17 protein-coding genes and 3 pseudogenes are annotated in these 19,639 nt (G+C 62.8%); 4 read left to right on the top strand and 16 right to left on the bottom strand.

All coding sequences use genetic code 11. From position 1 onward, the window contains the following. The first annotated feature begins 175 nt into the window (after positions 1–175). From AC5PZ0_RS15610 to AC5PZ0_RS15600, 3 genes are all read left to right on the top strand, one after another. Complete coding sequence (locus AC5PZ0_RS15610) at positions 176–973, top strand: transporter substrate-binding domain-containing protein (RefSeq protein ID WP_027592405.1); 798 nt, start codon at positions 176–178, stop codon at positions 971–973. 78 nt (positions 974–1,051) lie between these two features. Then, a complete protein-coding gene (locus AC5PZ0_RS15605; protein ID WP_027592406.1) occupies positions 1,052–2,014 on the top strand; it encodes an amino acid ABC transporter permease in 963 nt (320 codons plus the stop codon). After that, a complete protein-coding gene (locus AC5PZ0_RS15600) occupies positions 2,007–2,741 on the top strand; it encodes an amino acid ABC transporter ATP-binding protein (protein WP_027592407.1) in 735 nt (244 codons plus the stop codon). The genes AC5PZ0_RS15605 and AC5PZ0_RS15600 overlap by 8 nt, the downstream gene beginning before the upstream one ends. A 129-nt stretch (positions 2,742–2,870) precedes the next feature. Here the strand turns inward: AC5PZ0_RS15600 and AC5PZ0_RS15595 are convergent. The 15 genes and pseudogenes from AC5PZ0_RS15595 to ubiE all read right to left on the bottom strand — a co-directional run. After that, positions 2,871–3,077 (bottom strand): annotated as a pseudogene (locus AC5PZ0_RS15595) (methyl-accepting chemotaxis protein); the annotation flags it as partial. 150 nt (positions 3,078–3,227) lie between these two features. Then, positions 3,228–4,097, bottom strand: coding sequence for an RHS repeat-associated core domain-containing protein (locus tag AC5PZ0_RS15590; protein ID WP_493855295.1), 870 nt, complete (start codon positions 4,095–4,097; stop codon positions 3,228–3,230). A 158-nt stretch (positions 4,098–4,255) separates the two neighbouring features. After that, on the bottom strand, positions 4,256–4,960 hold the full coding sequence (locus AC5PZ0_RS15585; RefSeq protein WP_412765962.1) for a methyl-accepting chemotaxis protein: 705 nt from the start codon (positions 4,958–4,960) through the stop codon (positions 4,256–4,258). 198 nt (positions 4,961–5,158) lie between these two features. Then, positions 5,159–6,199, bottom strand: a pseudogene (locus AC5PZ0_RS15580) (methyl-accepting chemotaxis protein); the annotation flags it as partial. A gap of 245 nt (positions 6,200–6,444) precedes the next feature. After that, a complete protein-coding gene (locus AC5PZ0_RS15575; protein ID WP_493855327.1) occupies positions 6,445–7,158 on the bottom strand; it encodes a methyl-accepting chemotaxis protein in 714 nt (237 codons plus the stop codon). A 141-nt stretch (positions 7,159–7,299) separates the two neighbouring features. Beyond that, positions 7,300–8,361: pseudogene (locus AC5PZ0_RS15570) on the bottom strand (methyl-accepting chemotaxis protein); the annotation flags it as partial. A gap of 102 nt (positions 8,362–8,463) precedes the next feature. Next, a complete protein-coding gene (locus AC5PZ0_RS15565) occupies positions 8,464–9,171 on the bottom strand; it encodes a 16S rRNA (uracil(1498)-N(3))-methyltransferase (RefSeq protein ID WP_099430649.1) in 708 nt (235 codons plus the stop codon). Further along, entirely contained in the window at positions 9,168–9,956 is a 789-nt protein-coding gene (gene tatC, locus AC5PZ0_RS15560) for a twin-arginine translocase subunit TatC (RefSeq protein ID WP_027592411.1), read from the bottom strand. Before tatC ends, AC5PZ0_RS15565 begins: the two co-directional genes overlap by 4 nt. Further along, positions 9,953–10,339, bottom strand: coding sequence for a Sec-independent protein translocase protein TatB (gene tatB, locus AC5PZ0_RS15555; RefSeq protein WP_027592412.1), 387 nt, complete (start codon positions 10,337–10,339; stop codon positions 9,953–9,955). Before tatB ends, tatC begins: the two co-directional genes overlap by 4 nt. Positions 10,340–10,342: 3 nt before the next feature. After that, a complete protein-coding gene (locus AC5PZ0_RS15550) occupies positions 10,343–10,615 on the bottom strand; it encodes a twin-arginine translocase TatA/TatE family subunit (RefSeq protein ID WP_099430648.1) in 273 nt (90 codons plus the stop codon). A 25-nt stretch (positions 10,616–10,640) separates the two neighbouring features. After that, entirely contained in the window at positions 10,641–10,976 is a 336-nt protein-coding gene (locus AC5PZ0_RS15545) for a phosphoribosyl-ATP diphosphatase (protein ID WP_099430647.1), read from the bottom strand. A 1-nt stretch (position 10,977) separates the two neighbouring features. Beyond that, a complete protein-coding gene (gene hisI / locus AC5PZ0_RS15540; protein ID WP_027592414.1) occupies positions 10,978–11,370 on the bottom strand; it encodes a phosphoribosyl-AMP cyclohydrolase in 393 nt (130 codons plus the stop codon). A gap of 72 nt (positions 11,371–11,442) precedes the next feature. Continuing rightward, positions 11,443–13,062: a ubiquinone biosynthesis regulatory protein kinase UbiB gene (gene ubiB, locus AC5PZ0_RS15535; protein WP_099430646.1), complete on the bottom strand. Its 1,620-nt coding sequence runs from the start codon at positions 13,060–13,062 to the stop codon at positions 11,443–11,445. Beyond that, positions 13,059–13,682 (bottom strand): ubiquinone biosynthesis accessory factor UbiJ, encoded by a 624-nt coding sequence (locus AC5PZ0_RS15530; RefSeq protein WP_274882862.1) that lies wholly within the window; start codon positions 13,680–13,682, stop codon positions 13,059–13,061. The genes ubiB and AC5PZ0_RS15530 overlap by 4 nt, the downstream gene beginning before the upstream one ends. Beyond that, a complete protein-coding gene (gene ubiE, locus AC5PZ0_RS15525; RefSeq protein ID WP_274882863.1) occupies positions 13,682–14,452 on the bottom strand; it encodes a bifunctional demethylmenaquinone methyltransferase/2-methoxy-6-polyprenyl-1,4-benzoquinol methylase UbiE in 771 nt (256 codons plus the stop codon). The genes AC5PZ0_RS15530 and ubiE overlap by 1 nt, the downstream gene beginning before the upstream one ends. Positions 14,453–14,576: 124 nt before the next feature. Here ubiE and AC5PZ0_RS15520 point away from each other — a divergent pair, with 124 nt between their 5' ends. Further along, positions 14,577–14,852 (top strand): polyhydroxyalkanoic acid system family protein, encoded by a 276-nt coding sequence (locus AC5PZ0_RS15520; RefSeq protein WP_027592417.1) that lies wholly within the window; start codon positions 14,577–14,579, stop codon positions 14,850–14,852. Positions 14,853–14,880: 28 nt separating this feature from the next. Here AC5PZ0_RS15520 and AC5PZ0_RS15515 read toward each other — a convergent pair whose 3' ends face one another. Continuing rightward, positions 14,881–19,638: a hypothetical protein gene (locus AC5PZ0_RS15515; RefSeq protein ID WP_493855294.1), complete on the bottom strand. Its 4,758-nt coding sequence runs from the start codon at positions 19,636–19,638 to the stop codon at positions 14,881–14,883. Between the last annotated feature and the right edge of the window lies 1 nt (position 19,639).

Below are 19,639 nucleotides of genomic sequence, written 5' to 3'. Positions count from 1 at the left end.
GCGAAGCCCTCGCCAGCAATATCCCCCGCTACTCGATTTTGGCCAACAAAGTCCCCCCCAGCTCTAGGTCCCCGGGCCGCCATGCGTTAGCATCCCTCTCCGATAGAACGCTTCGGCCGTACGGCCGTGCCAACAATAAGATTTGCTTCTTTTCTTGCTAGGGGACTTGGTGATGATCAAGAAATACCTTTCGCGACTGCTGGTCGGTGTCACCGCCCTGGTCGCGGTCTCGGCAGCCCAGGCTGGCGCCATCGAAGACGCGGTCAAGCGCGGCACCCTGAAAGTGGGCATGGACCCTACCTACATGCCGTTCCAGATGACCAACAAGCGTGGCGAGATCATCGGCTTCGAAGTCGATATCCTCAAGGCCATGGCCAAGTCCATGGGCGTCAAGCTGGAGACGGTCTCCACCGCCTATGACGGCATCATCCCAGCCCTGCTGACCAACAAGTTCGACATGATCGGCAGCGGCATGACCCTGACCCAGGAACGCAACCTGCGCCTGAACTTCAGCGAACCCTTCATCGTGGTCGGCCAGACCCTGCTGATCCGCAAGGAGCTGGCAGGCGAGATCAAGACCTACAAAGACCTGAACAACGAGAAGTACCGCATCACCTCCAAGCTCGGCACCACCGGCGAGATGGTTTCCAAGAAGCTGATCGGCAAAGCCAAGTACCACGGCTATGACAACGAGCAGGAAGCGGTGATGGACGTGGTCAACGGCAAGGCCGATGCCTTCGTCTACGATGCCCCGTACAACGTGGTGGCGGTGGAAAAGGCCGGCGCTGGCAAGCTGCTGTTCCTCGAAGAACCCTTCACCTACGAGCCACTGGCGTTCGGCCTGAAAAAGGGCGATTACGACAGCATCAACTTCATCAACAACTTCCTGCACCAGATCAAGCATGACGGGACCTACGATCGTATCCACGACAAGTGGTTCAAGAACAAGGACTGGCTGAAGGAAATGGAATAAGGCCCAGGCCACAAGCCCAGCCTTTGACCCCAACGCGCAGGCAAACCCTGCGCGTTCGCATTTACGGAAGTACCCCACGTGATCAAACACAAGAAAGCCCAGTGGCCCTGGCACGCGCTGACCGCGCTGGTGTTGGTGGGCCTGGCGGTCAGCCTGTACCTGGCCACCTCGATGATGTCTTACGAGTGGCGCTGGAACCGCGTCCCGCAGTACTTTGCCTACCAGGCGGAAGAAGCCCAGCGCGCGGCCGGCTATGGCACCGTGCAGGACATCGTCGTTTCCGGTGACACTGCCCGCGTAACGCTGAAGGAAGAAGGGGGCGCCGAGCAGGTGCTCGACGTCGACAGCAATAGCCTGCTGCTGAGCCGTGGCGATGATGTTGCCGAGGGCGACCAGATCGGCGTAACCCGCCACTGGGCGGCAGGCCCGTTGGCGTGGGGCCTGTGGACCACGTTGTGGCTGTCGGTGGTGTCCGGTGCCCTGGGCCTGGTGATCGGCCTGTTCGCGGGCCTGTGCCGGCTGTCGAACAACCCGACCCTGCGTGACCTGTCGACCGTCTACGTCGAACTGGTGCGCGGCACACCGCTGCTGGTACAGATCTTCATCTTCTACTTCTTCATCGGCACTGTGCTCAACCTGTCCCGCGAGTTCGCCGGGGTGGCTGCGCTGGCGCTGTTCACCGGCGCCTATGTCGCCGAGATCGTGCGTGCCGGCGTGCAGTCCATTGCCCGCGGCCAGAACGAGGCGGCCCGTTCGCTGGGCTTGAATGCCAGCCAGTCGATGCGCCACGTGATCCTGCCCCAGGCCTTCAAGCGTGTGCTGCCGCCCTTGGCTGGCCAGTTCATCAGCCTGGTCAAGGACACCTCGCTGGTGTCGGTAATTGCCATTACCGAACTGACCAAGAGCGGCCGCGAGGCCATCACCACCTCGTTCTCGACGTTCGAGATCTGGTTCTGCGTGGCAGGCTTGTACCTGCTGATCAACCTGCCGCTGTCGCATTTGGCCAGCCGGCTCGAGCGGAGGCTTGCGCAAAGTGATTGAAGTCCGTGATCTGGTAAAAGTCTTCGACACCCGCGGCCACGTCGTGCGTGCGGTGGACAACGTCACCACGCGCGTGGCCAAGGCCGAAGTGGTGGTGGTGCTTGGCCCCTCGGGGTCGGGCAAGTCGACCTTCCTGCGCTGCCTCAACGGCCTGGAGCATTTCGACGAAGGCGTTGTCGCCATCGACGGCTTGCAACTGGCCGACCCGAAGACCGACATCAACGCCTACCGCCGCGAAGTCGGCATGGTGTTCCAGCATTTCAACCTGTTCCCGCACATGACCGTGCTGGAAAACCTGTGCCTGGCGCAAAAAGTCGTGCGCAAGCGCGGCAAGGCTGAGCGCGAGGCCAAGGCCCGTGCGCTGCTGGAGAAAGTGGGTATTTCGCAGAAAGCCAACGAGTACCCGTCGCGCCTCTCTGGCGGCCAGCAGCAGCGGGTGGCAATCGCCCGCGCCCTGGCGATGGAGCCGAAGGTGATGCTGTTCGACGAGCCGACCTCGGCACTCGACCCGGAAATGGTCGGTGAAGTGCTGGACGTGATGAAGACCCTGGCCCAGGAAGGCATGACCATGGTTTGCGTCACCCACGAAATGGGCTTTGCCCGTGAAGTGGCGGACCGGGTGCTGTTCTTCGATCACGGCAAGTTGCTGGAAGATGCCTCGCCGGCGCAGTTCTTCGATGCACCGAAGGACCCGCGCGCACAGGCATTTCTGCGTCAGGTGCTGTAACGACAGCCCTGTAGGAGCAGCCTTGTGCTGCGAAGAGGCCGGTAGACTACCCGTGATCTTCGCAGCGCTTAACGGCCTCTTCGCAGCACAAGGCTGCTCCTACAGGGAGGCGCATGAACACAAGCAGTATTAAAGGCTGAACCGCCCCACCATCCCCCGCAACTGCCGCCCCAACTGCTCCAGCTCCCCGCTCGACGCCGCCGTCTGTTCACTGGCCGCGCTGGTCTGGTCCGACACATCGCGCACATTCAGCACACTGCGGTTGATCTGCTCGGCCACCACGCTTTGCTCTTCACTGGCCGTGGCGATCTGCTGGTTCATGCCCTGAATATTCGATTCGATGCTTCGAAAGGCACGCGGGCGCAGGAGTTCCTGCGATAAGTCTTGTAAAATAAGGTCGCTAATACTTCTTGAGTTCTAGAAGTGAGGTATAGCGATACTTTCTTTTACTTAAACAACTGCAGTTAGAAATAAATAATCAATCGGCTAATGTTGTATTTTCCATTTAGGATGCTCATGTTCGTACCGTCTAATCGAGTTATTGATATTTGATATTGCGCGGACTTCAGATTGGGCTATTGCATTCAGAAGACTTAGCCTTTGTCTTTTGTCATCGAGGTGCTTAACAAGCATGCGTGCTGACTGGCGGGGATCTTTATACAGCTCGGAAAACTCACGGTGGTCGAGAGGGTAAGGGTATAGTGGGCCGGGGGGAGGTTCGTCAGGGTAACTTTCAATTATATTTTTTACATCTTCAGCGTGCTTTATCTCTCTTTTGGTAGTGTTTTTGTCTGCTTTTAAGTCAAACTGTTTGAGGATTAATTTCTGTCGTTCTGAGAGATTGTCTTTGTAAGTTTTTGTTCCCTCGGGTGCTATCATGTCGAAGCTTCTGAGTTTGGATCTTATATATTTCCAAATATTGCCAGAAGGGTCATTGCGATTGATCGGGTCGCCCGCCGTATAGGCATATTCATTGAAGTTGGTGCCAGAAAATACGCCGATTTTATCTGGGGATAGAAAACGCATCAGGCGAGTGCTGTACGCTCGGTTGCCATTGCCCAGCAAGTAGAAACCAAAGGTTTCCAACAGCTCACCATTATAGCCTAATGCCGTAGCCTGTTTTTCGGCAGCGCTGTGGCCATAGGCACTGTACTGAATGGCTTGAAAATCGAGCGGGTTCTTCGCGCCCAGAATGGAGTGCGCTTCATCGGTTGCAAGGAGGCAGGATTTCTCGGGCGCTGAGCTTAATTGACCCAGTGGGGTCCACGTGGCCCCGAATAGGCGAATTTGGCTGTCGATCGCGCTTATGTTTGCAAGCGTAACTTCGTTGCGGAAGTATAGTTTTTTAGCATTCATCGATTCGCTCACTTTGATAGGGTGCAATCAACCATAGGCTCCGCCTGCGAAAGCACAACTGGCAGAATTAACAGTTCAGCCCATGAGCGTGAAGGTGTTCTTTATCACTTGAGCAAGGCCTGTAGCGCGCAAGGGGCCGCAAAGCGGCCCCGGCAAGCTCAAAGGCTGAACCGCCCCACCATCCCCCGCAATTGCCGCCCCAACTGCTCCAGCTCCCCGCTCGACGCCGCTGTCTGTTCACTGGCCGCGCTGGTCTGGTCCGACACATCGCGCACATTCAGCACACTGCGGTTGATCTGTTCGGCCACCACGCTTTGCTCTTCACTGGCCGTGGCGATCTGCTGGTTCATGCCCTGAATACTCGACACCGTGTCGGTGATCTGCCCCAGCGCATGCCCGGCCTTGCGGCTCAGCTCCACGCTCTGCTCGGTCAGGCTCTTGCTGCTGTCCAGTAATCGGTTCACTTCGTCAGTACCGCTGTGCAGGCTGTCGATCAGCTGCCCAATCTCTTCGGTTGCCGTAGAGGTACGCTGGGCCAAACCCCGCACCTCATCGGCCACCACGGCAAAGCCACGCCCGGCTTCACCAGCCCGTGCGGCTTCGATCGCCGCGTTCAAGGCAAGCAGGTTGGTTTGTTCGGACACCGACTTGATCACATCGAGGATGCTGCCAATGCGTTGGCTCTCGCCCGCCAGGTGCTGCATGGCCGCCAGGCAATGGTCCATCTGCCCGGCCAGTTGCTCGATGCGGCCAATGGCTTCGGCCACCACCTGATCGCCCATCTGCGCCTGCTGGTCGGCGTTGGTCGCGGCCATGGAGGCCTGCTCGGCATTTTGCGCGACTTCCTGCACGGTCGCGCTCATCTGGTTCATGGCGGTGGCGACCTGGTCGGTTTCTTCGCGTTGCTGGCTGATGCGCAGCTTGGTGTCCTCGCTGCTGGCCGCCAGCTGTGAGGCCGCCTGTGACAGGTGGCCGACGCCCTGGTCGATGCCGCCGATCAGCTCGCGCAGGCTTACGGTCATGTCGCGCATGCTGGACTGCAACTGGCCCATCTCATCGCGGCGCAGCACCGGCTCGACCTGGCTCAGGTCGCCCTTGGCGATACGGGCGGCCAAGGTCAGCGTCTGGCGCAGCGGTTGGGTGATCTGCAAGGTGATCAGCCAGGCGGCGAGCACGCCGACCAGCAGCGCCAGTACGGCCACGCTGGTCAGCAACGAGCGGGCGGCCAGGGCCTCGCTGTCGCGTTGTTCGACTTTGCGCTCGCCCAGCTCCACGCTCACGGCGCTGAGTTCATCGCCCATCTTTTCCATGTTGCCTTGCAACTGCTCGACCCGTATGGCGACGCTGCGGTACTGGTCCAGGCTGGCGCGGTAGTTGGCCAGTTCGGTGCCGGGTTGTTCGGTCAATGTGCGCGACAGGCCCAAGGGCGCAAGGTCCTTGAGCAACTGCCCCAGGCTGCTGTCGGCGGCATTCAAGGCAGCATCACCGACCTTGGCGAAGTCTTCGACGGGCGAGAAGGTATACGCCGGCACCAGGCTCTGCTGGTTGGCAACGTCGACGTGACGGCTAAGGGTGTCCATCAGGCCCAATAGGCCGCTTTGCCGGCTATCGTCGGGCATCTTCAGCAAAGCCTGGGTCTGCAGCTCATCGATGACGTCGTTGAGTTTCTGTTCCTGTGCCTGCATCGCGTCGCGCCGCGCTTGGCGTTGGCCGACCAGGCGTTGCAGTTCAGCGAAGTCGTCGCGCACACGCTGCAGCAACTGCAGTTTCTGGGTGAGCATCTGGCGTGAGTCATCGACGTTGCTGCGCTGCTGCAGGGTAGTCAGCATGCCTTCCAGCTGATCGAGGATGCGCACGATACGCGACTTGCTGGCGTCATCACTGAGCACGCGGTAGGTGATGCGCTCTGCGCGAAGGTCTTTGACCAGGTCGTTGATCAGGCCGATTTCGCTGAGTTGCTCCGAACGGCTGATGGCGCCATCCAGCGCGCGCCAACCGCTGAGGGTGGTGGCCAGGGTAAGCAGCAAGACCACGGCGAAGCCGAGGGCGAGCTTGGCGCCGACACCGATGTTGCCGAGCCTGCGGTTAAGGTAACCGAGCATGGTGATTCTCCGTCCATTTGAGAGAGGTCGTGCGGGCACAATGCCGGCATGACACTCCTGCCCATCGGCAGCGGAGGTGTAGGACTTGACCTGAAAATCAGGTAGGAAATTTCGCTGTAACTGGTAGGAAGGCTCTGCCTGTGGCGGCCTCTTCGCGGGTGAACCCGCTCCCACAGGGGTAGCGCTTTACCTGTAGGAGCGGGTTTACCCGCGAAGAGGCCGGCACACGCGCCGAAAATCCCTGATCAGAGCCGGAACCGTCCGACCAACCCTTGCAGGTGCGTACCCAACCGCGCCAACTCGACACTGGAACTGGCCGTCTCTTCACTGGCCGCCGACGTCTGGTCAGAGATGTCCCGCACATTCATCACGCTGCGGTTGATCTCCTCGGCCACGGCCGTCTGTTCCTCTGCCGCCGTGGCAATTTGCTGGTTCATCGCCTGGATCGACGACACGGTCCGGGTGATGGTCTCTAGCGAGCCGCCTGCGCGGCGGGTCAGTTCTACGCTGCTGTCGGTCAGCTGGCGGCTGTTATCCATCACGCTGGTCACGCGCTGGGTACCGCTTTGCAGGCCGGCAATCAACTCTTCGATTTCTTCGGTCGACTGTTGCGTGCGCTGGGCCAGGCTGCGCACTTCGTCGGCCACCACGGCAAAGCCCCGCCCGGCTTCACCTGCGCGTGCCGCTTCGATTGCCGCGTTAAGGGCCAGCAGGTTGGTTTGCTGGGCCACCGACTTGATCACATCGAGGACGCTGCCGATCTTGTCGCTCTCAGCCTTGAGCTGGTTCATCGCTTCGCTGGAGTTGGCCACTTCGCAGGCCAGGCGTTCGATCTGCGCCACCGCTTCGCCCACCACCCGGTCGCCCTCGCGGGCCTGCTGGTCGGCCATCAGGGCCGCTTCCGAGGCCTGCTCGGCGCTACGCGCCACCTCGTGCACGGTGGCGGTCATTTGGTTCATGGCCGTCGCCACCTGGTCGGTCTCGACCTTCTGGTTGTTGACCCCGGCGCTGGTCTGCTCGGTTACCGCCGACAGCTCTTCGGCAGCGCTGGCGATCTGCGTGACGCCGTCGCCGATGCCGCCGATCAGTTCGCGCAAGCCTTGGGTCATGCGCTGCATGCTGGCCTGCAGTTGGCCCAGCTCGTCGCGGCGCTGCACCTGCAGGTCTTGGCTCAGGTCGCCATTGGCCACGCGCTCGGCAGCGCTGAGGGTCTGGCGCAGCGGGATGATGATCTGCCGGGTGATCGCCCAGGCCGCCAGCAGGCCCAGGGCCAAGGCCAAGGCGGTGGCGGCGGCGAGCAGGGTTTTGGCCTGGGTAGCGCTAGCGTCGCGCACTGCGGTTTGCGACGTGGTCATCGCCTGGCTGGCTTGCAGCAACACCGTGCCTTGGTCGGCCATGTGTTGCAGCGCTTGCTCGCTGGCCGTCTGCGCGTTGCTGAACTGGTTGACCGCATCACGGTAGCCGGCCATGGCGGTAGCGGCGTCGTCGAGGCTGGCGGCATGCTCTGCCGGCACCTTGGCGGGCAGTGCCTTGAGTTCGGCCAGGGCTGCGTCGATGGCCTTCAGTGCGGTCTGCTGGAACTCGGCGTTGCCGCTGTAGGTGTAACCGCGGACCTGGAAGCGCGCCTGTTGCAGCAGCGCGCTTACCTCGACCGCATGCTGGTATTGGGCAATATCGCCCCCCTTCAGCAGGCCCTGCTGCACGCGGCCGACCAGCTCGACGGCCTTGTCGGCACTGTCGCCGAGCACACTGCGGCTGGCCTCGCGGCGCTGGCCGGCCTGCTTCAGGTCGTTGAACGCTTGTTGGTAGATGCGCACCGCCTCGCGTTGTTGTTCGAGGTGCTGACGGTCGGCAGGGTGGTCGATCTGGCCCAGCATCAACGTCACCTGGCGATCGAGGTTGACCAGGGCCTTTTCCAGCTCGGCGACAGCGGCGTCATCGCGGTTGCGCTGGTAATGCTGGCGCGCGATGCGCAGTTCCTGGGTGTACTGCTGGATCACCGAAATATTGCCCAGCTTGTCACCGCGGTCGATGACGCTGTCCAGGCCGTGCCAGCCGGTCAGGGTAATGGCCAGGGTCAGGAGCAATACCAGGCCAAAGCCCAGCCCTAGCTTGCGATTGACGCTTACGTTCCCCAGCGAGTGGGCTAACCATCGGTACATGTTCGACTCTCCGGTAACTTGGCAGCACGGATAATTATTGTGTTGCCAAGGCATCGGCCTGGGAGAGAGAAACTTGATGGGGGGAAAAGACTGACTGATGCGTCAGAAAATGCGCGACAGCAGCGCGGTAACGGCAGTCTCCACGCGCAGGATGCGTTCGCCCAGTTGCACCGGTGCCAGGCCAGCCTTGCCCAGCAGCTCGACCTCGTAGGGGATCCAGCCGCCCTCGGGGCCAATGGCCAGGGTCACCGTTTGTTCGACGGCGCGCGGGCAGGCGGGGTAGGGGCCCGGGTGGCCCACCAGGCCCAACGTGCCTTCGGCAATGGCGGGCAGGCGGTCTTCGACGAAGGGCTTGAAGCGCTTCTCGATGATCACCTCGGGCAGCACGGTGTCGCGTGCCTGCTCCAGGCCCAGGATGAGGTTTTCACGAATGCTGTCCGGGTTCAGAAATGGCGTTTGCCAGAAGCTCTTCTCGACCTTGTAGCTGTTCACCAGGATCAGGCGTGGTACACCCAGTGTGGCGATGGTCTGGAACAGCCTGCGCAGCATTTTTGGCCGTGGCACGGCCAGCACCAGGGTCAGCGGCAGCTTGGCGGGCGGTGGCTGGTCGAAGCCGACCTGCAGTTCTGCCTCATGGCCTTCCAGGCGCACCACGGTGGCGCGGCCCATCAAGCCGTTGACCTGGCCGACGCGCAGGCTATCGCCCACCGCGACCTTGTGGATCTCCTGCATGTGGGTGAAACGCCGGTCGGCCAGCACCACGCGGTCGGCCGCGATGAAATCGGCTTCTTCGAGTAGCAGCAGGTTCACGGTTGCGTCGCTGGCGGCTGGTCGTTGTGGTCGTTGGCCGCTTCATCGTGCGCACCGCGCTTGCGGATCAGGCTGCCACACAGCACGCCGACCTCGAACAACAGCCACATGGGCACGGCCAGCAGGGTCTGCGAGAAGATGTCTGGCGGGGTCAGGACCATGCCGACCACGAAGCAGCCGATGATCACGTAGGGGCGGACCTTCTTCAGGTACTTCACGTCGACCACGCCGATCCACACCAGCAGCACCACGGCGACCGGGATCTCGAAGGCGACGCCAAAGGCGAAGAACAGGGTCATGACGAAGTCGAGGTAGCTGGCGATGTCGGTCATCATCGACACACCCTCGGGCGTGGCGCTGGCGAAGAAGCCGAAAATCAGCGGGAACACCAGGAAATAGGCGAAGGCCATGCCGGCGTAGAACAGGAAGATGCTCGACACCAGCAGCGGTATGGCGATGCGTTTTTCGTGGCGATACAGCCCAGGTGCGATAAAGCCCCAGATCTGCTGAAGGATGAACGGGATCGCCAGGAACAGCGAAACGATCATGGTCAGCTTGAACGGCGTGAGGAACGGCGAGGCCACGTCGGTGGCGATCATCGTTGCATTGGCCGGCAGGTGGTCGCGCAGCGGCGCGGACACCAGGGTGTAGATCTGCTGGGCGAAAGAGAACAACCCGGCAAAGATCAGGAAGATGACGGCGACACAGCGCAACAGGCGGGTGCGCAGTTCAGTCAGGTGCGAGACCAGCGGCATGGGCTGGTCGTGTTCCGGATTTTCGCTCATGGGGCTCGCGGCGGTTGTGGCGGTTCAGAGGGGGCAGCCGGCGCTGTTGGGGCGGCCGGCGTAGCGTCTGGCGTGGCTTCGAGCCCAGCAGGCGGCTGCACCGTGGCCGTGGTGACAGGGGGCTGCACCGGTGGCGTCTGCGGGTTGAGGATGCGCCGGGCTTGCTCTTCCATTTGCAGGATGTGCTCGTTGTGCAGCTGGCGACGGATATCGTCGGCGCCGATCTCGCGCTCGACTTCCATCTTGATGCTGTTGAAGCTGCGCTTGAGGCGGCCGATCCACAGCCCTGCCGTGCGCGCGGCGCCGGGCAGGCGCTCGGGGCCGAGCACCAGCAAGGCGACGAGGCCTACCAGCAGCAACTCACTGAAACTGATGCCGAACATGGGTCAGTCTTTCCGCTGCGGCTCTTGGACCGGCTGGGCCTGGCCTTCGATGGTGTGGCCCTGAGGCTGTTGTGCAGTGTTCTGCACTGGTGGCACGGGCTGGGCAGGCGGCGGGGTCTGCTCGGCCGGCTTGTTTTCTTCGTCGTTCATGGCCTTGCGGAAGCCTTTGATCGACTCGCCGAGGTCGCTGCCGAGGTTTTTCAGCTTCTTGGTGCCGAACACCAAAACGACGACGACCAGCAGGACAATCCAATGTTTCCAGTCAAAGATACCCATGTTGCTCTCCTAGAATTCTATACAGTCAGGCGGAAGGTTGACGCGCAGCCTTCTCGTCATGCCCGGAAAGCCCGAAACGGCGCTCCAGTTCATCGAGCACGGCCTGTGGGTGTTGCCCCAACGCGCTGAGCATGACCAAGCTATGAAACCACAGGTCGGCGGTTTCATAGATGACATCGCTGTAATCCTTGCTGACAGCGGCGTCCTTGGCGGCGATGATCGTTTCGATAGACTCTTCGCCGAGCTTTTCGAGGATCTTGTTCAAGCCCTTGTGATGCAGGCTTGCCACGTAGGAGCTGTCGGGTGCCGCGTGCTTGCGTTGTTCCAGCACTTCGGCCAGGCGGTTGAGGGTGTCGCTCATGTCAGTGTCCTGCGCTATAAATGGCGTCCGGGTCTTTCAGGACCGGGTCGACGGTTTTCCACTGGCCGTCTTCGAAGACGCGGTAGAAGCAGCTTTCGCGGCCGGTATGGCAGGCGATATGGCCCAGTTGCTCGACCATCAGGATGATCACGTCGGCATCACAGTCCAGGCGCATTTCGTGCAGTTTTTGCACATGGCCAGATTCCTCGCCCTTGCGCCACAGCTTGCCACGCGAGCGCGACCAGTAGATGGCGCGTTGCTCGGCGGCGGTCAGGGCCAGGGACTCGCGGTTCATCCAGGCCATCATCAGCACGCGTCCGGTCTTGTGGTCCTGGGCAATGGCCGGTACCAGGCCATCGCTGTTCCACTTGATCTCGTCCAGCCAGTCTTTCATCGTCCACTCCAAAACGGGCCCGCTCCTGTGCCGGGCCCTTTGCGCTAGTGTGCCAGCCAGCGGGCCGGCTGGCTATTGGCGCACGATCAGGTAAAGGCCGGCGGCCAGCATCAGCCAAGCTGGCCAAGCGGCCGGAGCGGCCAGGCTGGCGGCCTCGGCGGCGCCGGCGGCCAGCACCGCGCCACCCCCCAGCAAGCCGGCGCCCAGCAGGCGCAGCGCCCAGCGGTCACCTTGGCGGCGGCGCTCGGGCATCTGCGGGTCGTGCAGGTGCGGTTGCGACAGGCGTTCGAGCAGGTCGCGGGTCATGCCGGCCAGGTGCGGCAACTGCTCGGCCTGGCTGTACAGGTTGCCGACCATGGCCTTGGGGCTGTAGCGCTCGCGCATCCAGCGTTCCAGGAATGGCTTGGCGGTGCTCCACAGGTCCAGGTCCGGGTAGAGCTGACGGCCGAGGCCTTCGATGTTGAGCAAGGTCTTCTGCAGCAGCACCAGCTGAGGCTGGACTTCCATGTTGAAGCGCCGGGCGGTCTGGAACAGGCGCATCAGCACCTGGCCGAAGGAAATATCTTTCAACGGTTTTTCGAAGATCGGCTCGCACACCGTACGGATCGCCGCCTCGAATTCGTTGACCTTGGTGTGCGCCGGCACCCAACCCGAATCGATGTGCAGTTGCGCAACGCGGCGGTAGTCACGCTTGAAGAAGGCAAACAGGTTGCGCGCCAGGTAGTCCTGGTCTTCCGACGTGAGGCTGCCGACGATGCCGCAGTCGATGGCGATGTACTGCGGGCTCCACGGCTTGACCGTGCTGACGAAGATGTTGCCGGGGTGCATGTCGGCATGGAAGAAGCTGTCGCGGAATACCTGGGTGAAGAACACCTCCACACCCCGTTCGGCCAGCAGCTTCATGTCGGTGCGCTGGTCGGCCAGGGTCGCCATGTCGGTGACCGGCACGCCGTAGATACGCTCCATCACCAGCACCTTGGGCCGGCACAGGTCCCAGTACACCTGGGGCACGTACATCAGCTCGGAGCCTTCGAAGTTGCGCCGCAGTTGGCTGGCGTTGGCCGCCTCGCGAAGCAGGTCGAGTTCGTCGTAGATGGTCTTTTCGTAGTCGTTGACCACCTCCACCGGGTGCAGGCGGCGGGCGTCGGCAGACACCCGCTCGGCGCCCTTGGCGATCAGGAACAACCAGGCCAGGTCTTGAGCGATGACCGGCTTGAGGCCCGGGCGGACCACCTTGACCACGACTTCTTCGCCGCTTTTCAGGCGGGCGGCGTGTACCTGGGCCACCGAGGCCGAGGCCAGTGGCTCGACGTCGAAGCGGCTGAACACCTCGCCAACCTTGGCGCCGAGCTGTTCTTCGATCAACGCCACGGCCTGTTTCGGGTCGAACGGCGGCACGCGGTCTTGCAGCCCCATCAGTTCGTCGGCGATGTCGGTGGGCAGCAGGTCGCGGCGGGTGGACAGCAGTTGACCGAACTTGATGAAAATCGGCCCCAGGTCCTGCAGCGCCAGGCGCAGGCGCGCACCGCGGCTGAGCGCGGAGGGCTTGCGCGGCAGCCAGCGCCAAGGCATCAGCAGGCGCAGGCTCATCAGCCACCAGGGCAGGGGCAGGTCGAACAACAGGTCATCGAGACGGTAGCGGATCACCACACGCTGGATGCGAAAGAGACGGCGGACGGCGAGCAGCTTCATGCGTTATCGCTGGTATCAAGGGATCGGGAGAGGCGCTGCAGGCGCGCCTCGAGGCGTTCTATATCGACCTTCAGGGCATCGAGCTCGCTGAAGGCGGCTTCGGCTTCGCGTTTGCCCACCAGGGTGCGCGACTCTTCGGCCAGGTACTCGGAGAGGTTCTGGCTGAAGCGCGTCAGGCCTTGGCGGGTCCAGCGCGCGCGCAGGCGAATGTGGCCGGCCAGCAACGCCGTGGCCACCGGGCCGAGCCAGCGCTGCAGCTCGTGCTCCCAGTCCAGTTCGAGGTCTTGCAGCACGCCGAACAGGTCGAGCAACACAGCGCTGTCGCCATGCAGTTCGACCTGCGGGCTGTGCAGCACGGCGGTCTTGTCCTTGGCCAGGGCCAGTTGCGCCAGGCTGCCGGCAGGGGCGCGCAGGCTGCAGTCGACCTCGCCCTCCCAGTGCGCGGCCAGCATCAGGCCGTCTTCATCGGGCAGGATGAACACCTGCAGGGCCGGCTGACGGCAATCGATCTCGATGACCTTGCCTTCGAGCGCGGCCAGCCGCGGCAGCGCCGTGCTGTCCATGCGCAGGACGCGGTTCAGGCCATGTTCGACGCTGGCGAGCAGCCCGGCCAGCAGCATCAGGGCTTGATTCCCCGGTGCACGGCGACGATACCGCTGGTCATGTTGTGGTAGGTGACGCGGTCGAAGCCGGCGTCGACCATCATGGCCTTGAGGGTTTCCTGGTCGGGGTGCATGCGGATCGATTCGGCCAGGTAGCGGTAGCTTTCCGAGTCGTTGGTGATCAGCTTGCCGGCCAGTGGCATGAAGGCGAACGAGTAGGCGTCATAGGCCTTGGACATCAGCTTGTTGGTCGGCTTGGAGAATTCCAGGATCAACAGGCGGCCGCCGGGCTTGAGCACGCGCAGCATCGAGCGAATGGCTTCGTCTTTGTGGGTGACGTTGCGCAGGCCGAAGGCGATGGTCACGCAGTCGAAGTGGTTGTCCGGGAACGGCAGCTTTTCGGCGTCGGCCTGGACGAACTCGATGTTGCCGGCCACGCCACGGTCGAGCAGGCGGTCACGGCCTACCTTGAGCATCGAATCGTTGATGTCGGCGAGCACTACCTGCCCGGTCGGGCCAACAAGGCGCGAGAACTTGGCGGCCAGGTCCCCGGTACCGCCGGCGATGTCCAGCACGCGGTTGCCGCTGCGCACGCCCGACAGCTCGATGGTGAAGCGCTTCCACAGGCGGTGCATGCCGCCGGAAAGCACGTCGTTCATCAGGTCGTACTTGGCGGCCACGGAGTGGAACACCTCGGCGACTTTCTTCGCTTTCTGGCTCTCCGGTACGTCCGTGTAGCCAAAATGGGTGGTGGGTTCGGCGTGTTCGCCTTTGCGCTGGTCGTTCATATCGCTTCACCGGAAAAAATTACCGCCATTCTAGGGCGAATGGGCGGATTTGTCTTGGCGGGGTGTGCCAGGGGGCAGGGGCGGGCATAATGCTGATTATGTCTTCATACCCAGGATCACCCGCATGACCCAGATCAGCGTCGAACGCAAACATTCCCTCGGCCGCGAGGCTGCCCGCGCCAAGGCCGAGGCGCTGGTAGAAAAGCTCAGCCGCGAATATGACCTCAAGGCCACCTGGAACGGCGACCGCGTCGACGTCGCGCGCAGCGGCGCCAACGGCAGCGTGCAGATTGGCGAAGACACCATCCGCGTCGAGCTTAAGCTCGGCATGATGCTGTCGATCATGGGCGCTAGCATCAAGAGCGAAATCGAGCGGGCACTGGACAAAGCCCTGGCCTGACACCAGGGCTGTGCTGTTGACCGGCCCGTCAGTGGGCCGGAAAGGGGATGATGCCCTCTATCTGGTCCAGGCGCAGGTCGCCGCGGTAGATGTCGATCCGTTCAGCCGCTGTATGGGCGTGCTCTAGCCTGACCTCGCGCGCCTTTTCGGCCCTGCTGGCACGCGCGGGGCGCGGCTCCCAGTGCTTCAGGTGGCCTTTGACGAAGGTGCGGGGCGCCGCGTCGGCGCTGCGGTAGTGGAAGTGAGCTTCCCACAGCACCGCATTGGGCACCTGCACGTCCTTGATCTGGTAGACGTCCAGGTAGTCGTTGGCGGTGCGCAGCGGCTTACGCGATGTGCTCAGGGCGATCTCGATCCGCTGTTGCTGATACAGGTAACGTAACGCATTGCTGTCCGGGTGGCGGGTGTTGAGGTAGGCGTCGGTGAGCAGTCGGCGTTTTTCGGTGTTCAGCGAGGCGATGGCATCGCGCAGTTGGCTGGCCAGGCCTTCGGACGCCCGGTCATCGGCGGCGCTTACGTGCTGCTCGACCTTGCGCATGTCCTCGATCTGCCAATCCATGAGGTCGGCCAGGCTGTTCGGCTCGTTCGCGTAGCGCGCTGCCAGCGCGACCCGGTCACTCACTTGCGCCAGCAGGTGTTGCGCGCGACTGCGCAGCTGGGCGGTGTCTTGCGCGGCGGGGCGCTCCTCGCCTGGGACTTCGAACCATTGGCCATTGCGCCGCTCATAGGCGCCCCCAGGTTGCTCGGTGGCCGGGTTGCGCTGAACGGCATGATCGCCTTCCAGGTCCCGCTCGACCAGCACCGAGCGCCCTCGGGAGGTTCGGATCAGGGTGCGTTTGCCGGCCCTTACACGGTGGGTCAGCTGTCGCGCAGGGGGCGATGAGCCCTGTTCGGCATTCATCAAGGCGGTGCTCAAGTCGGTTTCTGCCAGGCGTTCCAGGCCCGTCATCGCCTCGATGTAGGCCTGCAGCATCGTTGTATCCACGGCGGGTGCAGTGAACGATTGCATGTACCTGGCCCTGCCAATGACTGCCCGGTAAACGCGCAGGGCGTTGCCCAGCACCTCCGCTTGTTGGTCGGCAGGCAGGCTGGCAGAGGCAACGCCATCGTGGCTCCACAGCGCTGCTGACAGGTCCGTGTCGCTCAGGCTGTTTTGCAAGGGCAGCAGGTCAATGGCCGCTTCGGCAGTGAGCAGGGTCTTGTCCAGTGTCAGGTAAGCCAGGTCGCTGACAATCTGTGCGCGGACGATCAACGACGAGTAAGGGCGCAGCTTGATGGCGCGTTCGATTTTGGCTTTCTTGTCTGGATAGGCGACGCGGGTATCGCTGAGCACGTCGGAAAGCGTTTTATCCAGCCGCTCGCTGACCACGAGCAGGCGGCGGCTGACCTTCAGCGCGTCTCGGGTCGATTCGCGAAATGCAGCGTGTCGGCCCCTCTGCTCATCACTGTCAGGCACCCCACGCAAGCCCACTGATTGCTCCTGCAAGTGTTCGTGGTCGACCAGTTCGAGCAGGCGCCGCACCAGCAGCATGTCATTGTCGATGGCGGCTTCTGTCCAGTTGCTGAGCCGGCGTGCAGTGGCGCCCGAACGGTCGTACTTCAGGTAGCGAGGCTCGAGCATCTGCCGGTAGAGGTCGGCGTTGGCATGCAGCAAGCTGGCCTGCTTCTCCAGGTACAGCGACCCCGCGGCGATCTGCGGCACGTGCTGCCTGCGCATTTCCAGCACTGCCTGGCGCTGCACTCGGAGTGCCGGTGGAAGTGCCTTGACGTCGGGTTTGGGCAACGCATTGAACGCCAGGCTGAACGCGGCCGCCTCGTCGTCAAAGGCTTCAAGCTCGATGCGGTTACGCTCCATGAAGGGCTCGAGCTGGGTCAGTTTGTCCTGGTTGGCTTGACCGGTCGCTTGCAGTGCATCGTAGTGCTGGCGATTCTGCGCGGTGACGGCTTCTCGGGTTTTTGGCATGCCGCCGGCCAAGTGCAAGTCCAGGACCCATTCGTCATTCCAGCGCCGCAGCCAAGGGCCTTTGCTGCGTTCGCGCCCGACAATGTAGTAGCCGTCGGGCGCGCCGCCCCAACGTGTGTGCCATTCGCCCTGGCTGGTGTCCGGGCCGATGATCTGGATTCCGCCCCAGGTTTCCTGCACCTCGTAGGCCACGTCCTGCAGGTTCACGTAGAGCCGCTCTTGCACCGTGTACAACCCGCGTAGGCGGCCTTGTGTTTCAGCGGCATGGCCTTGCAGGGAAACGCCTGCGCGCAGTTCACCCAGGCGCTGGCGGGCGTGGGAGGGCAAATTGCCCACCCGCTGGCTGTTGTGCCAACGGCTCACACTGACGTGGCCGGGGCGTTGCGCCTGGTGGGGGGCGACCCAGTCCGCTGTCTTGGGTACCTCAACGGTAACCGGCGTGGAGGGCGTTCTGCGGGCGGGGCCCTCCAGGGCCATGGCGTCCGCCGCTGCCGAGCTGACCCCCGCATGCGTTGCGGCTGTGGGGCCCTGCATCAACAACAGGGCCAGGTTGGTCAGCACATCTGCCGCTGCCAAGGCCTGTTCTTCCGCGCTGCCATCGGACAGGGCGGGCAGGTCATCCTTGAGCGTTGCCACGGCGGCGACCAGCCAGGCCAGCATGGCCGCAGGGCCACGCAGCAGGGGCGTGACCGTGTTGAACACGACCCAGCCGCACTGCACGATCAAGGCCCAGCGCTGTTGCGCATTCGAGCGGCTCTGCCGGGAGGCCAGCAGTAGCATTGTCTGAATGCGTGCGTTGTAGAGGTGGTTGTCCAAATCTTCCAGCCAAGGTGTGTGAACGGCTGTAACAGGGACCCTGAGGCGTTCCACCAGGGTGTCTACCAACGCCGACTGCGTGCCAATCAAGTGCGCCAGGGCCGACAGGCGGCTATGCAGGTGCGGACGTTCGAATCCGCCGTGCTGGTAGATGCCCCTGGCGTCGTCATCCATCCAGGCCAGCAGCTGTTGCTGCAACGCCTGATCAGCCCGTATCTGCGCCATCAGGCTGTCCAGGCTGGCAAACTCCGCCACGGCGTCATCCGCGAACAGGGGGCGATACAGGACCCAGCGCTGGTTGGCCTTTACCTTGATCAGGAACATGCCGTGCACCGTGTTGCCTTCAGAGGCACCCGGTGCAGGCAGAAACGCCAGTGGCGCAATGCTGAGCGCATCAGGTGACGCTTGATTGGCACGGCAGAAATCGACGATTGCCTGGCAGGCCTGTGCGCTGAGCTTGGCTTCGATCCTGGCCCTGAGCGCGGCGAACTGCAGGGTGCTGCGCCATTCCGTGGCATGGCGCTGGAGGCGGCTGGACTTGAGCGTGGCGTCTTGCAGTTGGTGGGCGACATAAGCGGGGTAACGCCCGCCGACATCCACAGTCGAGATCAAGCGGTTGACGTAATCCAGGTTCAGCCAGCTGCCCAGAGGCCGTGCGTGGGTGTCGAGCAGGCCGGACGCCACTTCGTCGCTGCCCGTGTGCAGGCGTGCAATGGCCAGTTCCGTCAGGGTCATGCTTTTCAGGTAGTTCAATTGCGCGGGGCCGGACGACGACAGCGGTACCACCACCGAGATCTGCACAAGCAGCTGGTCGGGGTCTTGCGGTGTTTCGGCTGGGAAGTCCGCATGCATCTGTTCGCGCAGCCGGCGAGCGGCATAGCGGCCCAGGGTTTCTATTGCGTCGAACGACGTCCTGCCCTGGGCGTGCGCCTGGCTGGCGGCGAGCTCCAGCAGGGCTTCGGCGTACAGCAGGTGGCCGGTGCTGTCTGCTTGATTAAGCCAGGTGGGCAGGCTTAGCAGTGGCTGCTCGGTGCTTGGCAGGGGCAGGCCCAGGAAGTTGGACGAAGGGTCGCTCAAGGTGCTGAAGGCCTTCTCAAGCGCGTGGACGCTGGTGAGCGTGGACAACCGCAGGCGGCCGACCCTGTCGAGGATGCCATTGAGTAGTTCAGTGGACTGGAACGCGAACGGGTCTGTGTTCAGTGGTTGCTGTGCCCAGCGCAGCGTGTCGAATTGATACTGCTGCGCCAGTGTGTCGCGAAGGGCCTCGGCGAAGGCCGCAAGGTCAACGTAGCTGCGTACCGCGCCTGAAGGTTTACACCACAGCACCATCCCGGCTTCGGCGATGATCAACAGGTCCGGTAAGACCAGGGGTGGATGCTCATCGAGGGTGACCTGCAGCCGGTTGATCGCCAGCGCGCTGGCCGTGCCGTTGATCACACCATACAGCACGGCTTTCGCCGGTTCGGACAAGCCCTGCCGTTCCACGCCTAGCAGCAGGGCGGCTTTCAAGGTCTGCGCCAAACTGTGCACATGGGACAGGCCCGATGTGGCGTCGCTTGCAGCCCAGAAACCAATCTGTGCCTGCTGAAAGGCTTCGGTCAGGGCCGCCAGCAGTTCGTCGAAGTCGCGGTTGAGGTTGTCCATGTTCAGGCTGACTTCGGGCTGAGCGTTCGGGCCGACACCTGCCGCCTGCGGCAGAAAGGGCAGGGGCGGCGCGATGCTGAGCACGTCTGTGCGCGTGAGGGCCATGCCTTTGCCCGACAGAAAATGGTCGAGCAGCGTATTTACCAGGGGGACCTGTGCCGGTTGCTTGCCTGCGCCGTGGATGAGCGTGAAGGGCTCGAGGGACTGCAACTGCGGGTGGTTGCGGGTGATCCAGGGGTAGCGGTTGGCCAGGATCGTCAAACCGGCCTTGGCAACCACCTCGCGCAGCGTGGGGCGTTGGGCGAATTGGCTGGCTACCCGTTGCTTGAACGTGGTGGGCTGCAAGGGTGGGGACGCAGGCATG

The sequence above is a fragment of the Pseudomonas sp. 5.2 genome (assembly GCF_059025405.1).
This window is presented reverse-complemented; position numbering and strand designations above follow the sequence as displayed.

Excerpts from the sequence above, each read along its gene's own strand:
- AC5PZ0_RS15520 (WP_027592417.1), top strand. The coding sequence starts at position 14,577 with ATGACCCAGATCAGCGTCGAACGCAAACATTCCCTCGGCCGCGAGGCT.
- hisI (WP_027592414.1), bottom strand. The coding sequence starts at position 11,370 with ATGAAAGACTGGCTGGACGAGATCAAGTGGAACAGCGATGGCCTGGTA.
- ubiE (WP_274882863.1), bottom strand. The coding sequence starts at position 14,452 with ATGAACGACCAGCGCAAAGGCGAACACGCCGAACCCACCACCCATTTT.
- AC5PZ0_RS15590 (WP_493855295.1), bottom strand. The coding sequence starts at position 4,097 with ATGAATGCTAAAAAACTATACTTCCGCAACGAAGTTACGCTTGCAAAC.
- AC5PZ0_RS15545 (WP_099430647.1), bottom strand. The coding sequence starts at position 10,976 with ATGAGCGACACCCTCAACCGCCTGGCCGAAGTGCTGGAACAACGCAAG.
- AC5PZ0_RS15530 (WP_274882862.1), bottom strand. The coding sequence starts at position 13,682 with ATGCTGCTGGCCGGGCTGCTCGCCAGCGTCGAACATGGCCTGAACCGC.
- AC5PZ0_RS15585 (WP_412765962.1), bottom strand. The coding sequence starts at position 4,960 with ATGAGCGCGACCGTGCAGGAAGTCGCGCAAAATGCCGAGCAGGCCTCC.
- AC5PZ0_RS15575 (WP_493855327.1), bottom strand. The coding sequence starts at position 7,158 with ATGAACCAAATGACCGCCACCGTGCACGAGGTGGCGCGTAGCGCCGAG.
- tatC (WP_027592411.1), bottom strand. The coding sequence starts at position 9,956 with ATGAGCGAAAATCCGGAACACGACCAGCCCATGCCGCTGGTCTCGCAC.
- AC5PZ0_RS15550 (WP_099430648.1), bottom strand. The coding sequence starts at position 10,615 with ATGGGTATCTTTGACTGGAAACATTGGATTGTCCTGCTGGTCGTCGTC.
- tatB (WP_027592412.1), bottom strand. The coding sequence starts at position 10,339 with ATGTTCGGCATCAGTTTCAGTGAGTTGCTGCTGGTAGGCCTCGTCGCC.
- AC5PZ0_RS15515 (WP_493855294.1), bottom strand. The coding sequence starts at position 19,638 with ATGCCTGCGTCCCCACCCTTGCAGCCCACCACGTTCAAGCAACGGGTA.
- ubiB (WP_099430646.1), bottom strand. The coding sequence starts at position 13,062 with ATGAAGCTGCTCGCCGTCCGCCGTCTCTTTCGCATCCAGCGTGTGGTG.